Here is a 2609-nt window from a genome sequence, read left to right as displayed (position 1 = left end):
CCGCGCTCAAAGGCCTTTTTGACCTCTTCATCCTTCATCTCTTCAACTATAGCGGCGGCTTCTTCTTTGGCGGTCGCTTGCGCTTCCTCGTAGGTGCCGAGTTTTGGCATGCCCTCTACGTCATACGGTACGCCAAATACCTTTTTCGTCGTTACCGCTTCGCCGTATGCCGTCTCGATGTCGGCGTTGTTGCTAAAGTGGTGCTTGTAGGCGGGCATTATGGAGCCAGGCACCACAGAGGTCGGCTCTTTCATGTGATTTTCGTGCCAGTCGGTGGTGCGGTAGTTGCCCACGCGCCAAAGGTCGGGGCCGGTTCTCTTTGATCCCCAAAGATGCGGACGGTCAAATGCATACTCGCCGCTAAGCGAATACATACCGTATCTGTCGGTCTCTGCCTTAAAAGGGCGAATTTGCTGCGTATGGCAGGCGTTACAGCTATCTTTCATATATACGTGTTTGCCCGCAAGTTGTAAAACCGTCGGCGGCTTGGTTCCCTCAAGCGGCCTAGCTCTGTTGGCAAAATCAGGCAAGATCTCGATCACGCCCGCATAGGCGATAAATATAAAAACCATAACCGCGAAAAAGAAGGGATTTTTTTCTAACCAACTAAACATTAGCAACCTCCTTTACGCCCGCAGGACTCGCGCTTAGCGGCTCTTTTACGAGCGCTTTGGCGCCAAAACTCTTGTAGATGTTATAAACAAATATAAAAAATCCAAGCAGATATAGCAGCCCGCCCACGGCTCTGATCCAGTAGTACGGCACTATGTTTATCACCGTATCGATAAACGAGTAGGCTAAATTTCCGTATTCATCCGTCGCGCGCCACATCATACCCTGAGTGATGCCCGCGATCCACATCGACGAAAAGTAAAGCACTATGCCGATAGTCTGTATCCAAAACTGAGTTTCCATCAAGGATTTCGAGTAAATTTCGCGTTTAAATACGCGAGGCGTCATGTGATAAAGCGCCGCCATCGTCATAAAGCCGACCCAGCCTAGCGTACCGTCGTGCACGTGGCCCGGCACCCAGTCGGTAAAGTGCGCTAGGGCGTTTACGGACTTGATCGCTAAAATCGGCCCCTCAAGAGTTGAAAACATATAAAATGTCGAGCCTAAAATCATAAATTTGATAAGAGGATTTTCTCTAAGCTGTTGCCACTCGCCGCGCATCGTTAGGAGCATGTTTATAGCTGAACCCCAAGACGGTAGTATCAAAACTACTGAAAACACCGAGCCCATCGTCTGCATCCAGTCAGGCACCGCAGAGTAGATCAGATGGTGTCCGCCCGCCCAAAGGTAAAGGAACATGAGGCTCCAAAATGAAAAAATCGAGAGCTTGTAAGAAAATATCGGCTGACCGCTCTCTTTTGGGAGGAAATAGTAAATTTGAGCAATGATCGGCACTGTAAACACAAACGCCACGGCGTTATGCCCGTACCACCACTGCACTAGCGCGTCGTTAGCTCCGGCGTACATCGAGACCGAGTGCCACCAGTTGCCGTATCCTGAAACCAGCTTGGTCGGTACGGCCATGTTGTTAAACAGATAAAGCATCGCGATACCTAAAAACGTCGCGATAAAATACCAAACCGAGATATAAAGCGTCCTCTCGCGGCGGATACCGATAAGGCCGAATATACTAACGCCCCAAAGCACCCAAAGCACGACCACGCCGATATCTAGCGGCCACTCTAGCTCGGCGTACTCTTTTGACGTGCTAACGCCTGCAAATAGGCTAAACACGCCGCCAGCCATCACTAGCATATATATCCAAAAGTGCAGCTTGCCCACCGTCATCAAAAACGGCGACTCGCTCATCGAGACCTTCAAAACCCTCTGTCCGATATAGTACCACGTCGCAAATACGCCAGAGAGCATAAATCCGAATATCACGCCCGCCGTGTGAAGCGGTCTTAGACGGCTAAAGGTGCCATATTCGCCCGCGAGATAGTTTAGATCGGGATATGCCATCTGAAAGGCTATCAGCACGCCTATGCCCATGCCGACTATCCCAAACAGTATCGTAGCGAACATAAAATACTTGGCGACCGTGTAGTCGTAGCTTAGCGCCCTGTCTAGTCGCATCGATATCCTCCTTTGTTTATTTTGTTATTAGATTGTTATTTTATTAGATTTTTAGTGTAAAACCGCTTAACCGACCTAAATTTACGTTTCAAATTTCACTTTTTTAGCTCGATTTTATAGCCAAGGCCCGGCGAGTTTTTGATGAGACCGGCGCCCACTTTATCGCGTATTCGTTTGATAAACGTTCTAACTGCTGGATCGTTTACCTTTTCGCCAAACCACACCACGTTTCTGATCTCCTCGGTTAAAACAAGCGTACCAATGCGTTTAACTAAAAGCGAGATAAAGGCTAGCTCTTTTTTGGTTAGAGCGATCTCGACGCCGTTTTTTACGAGCACTTTTTTGGTTTGATTAAACGAATATCCGCCCGAAATCTCGATGATATCGGCGCCTATGATTTTGGTTTTTACGATCTGCTCTAGCAGGGCGAAAAGCTCGTCCATGTCAATAGGCTTGATCACGTATTTATCGATGCCCACGTCGATAGCTTTTAGCAGCTTTTCCTTTTCGCTATACGCGCT

At 48.4% G+C, this 2609-nt stretch carries 3 protein-coding genes; all 3 read right to left on the bottom strand.

What is annotated here, in order from left to right; all coding sequences use genetic code 11:
* Window positions 1–614, bottom strand: a 614-nt coding sequence (ccoO, locus tag Q0546_RS00695) for a cytochrome-c oxidase, cbb3-type subunit II (protein WP_298789608.1), incomplete at its 3' end; no start/stop codon positions are given.
* A complete protein-coding gene (gene ccoN, locus Q0546_RS00690) occupies window positions 607–2088 on the bottom strand; it encodes a cytochrome-c oxidase, cbb3-type subunit I (RefSeq protein ID WP_298789607.1) in 1482 nt (493 codons plus the stop codon). The genes ccoN and ccoO, both read right to left, overlap by 8 nt.
* Window positions 2089–2183: 95 nt before the next feature.
* A partial coding sequence (locus tag Q0546_RS00685) for a winged helix-turn-helix domain-containing protein (protein ID WP_298789605.1) occupies window positions 2184–2609 on the bottom strand: 426 nt, incomplete at its 5' end.

Source organism: uncultured Campylobacter sp. (assembly GCF_937997465.1).
In the GTDB taxonomy this organism is placed as follows: Bacteria; Campylobacterota; Campylobacteria; order Campylobacterales; family Campylobacteraceae; genus Campylobacter_A.
Note: the sequence above shows the minus strand (reverse complement) of the source record. Positions and strands in the feature narration are given on the sequence as shown.

Excerpts from the sequence above, each read along its gene's own strand:
- ccoN (WP_298789607.1), bottom strand. The coding sequence starts at position 2,088 with ATGCGACTAGACAGGGCGCTAAGCTACGACTACACGGTCGCCAAGTAT.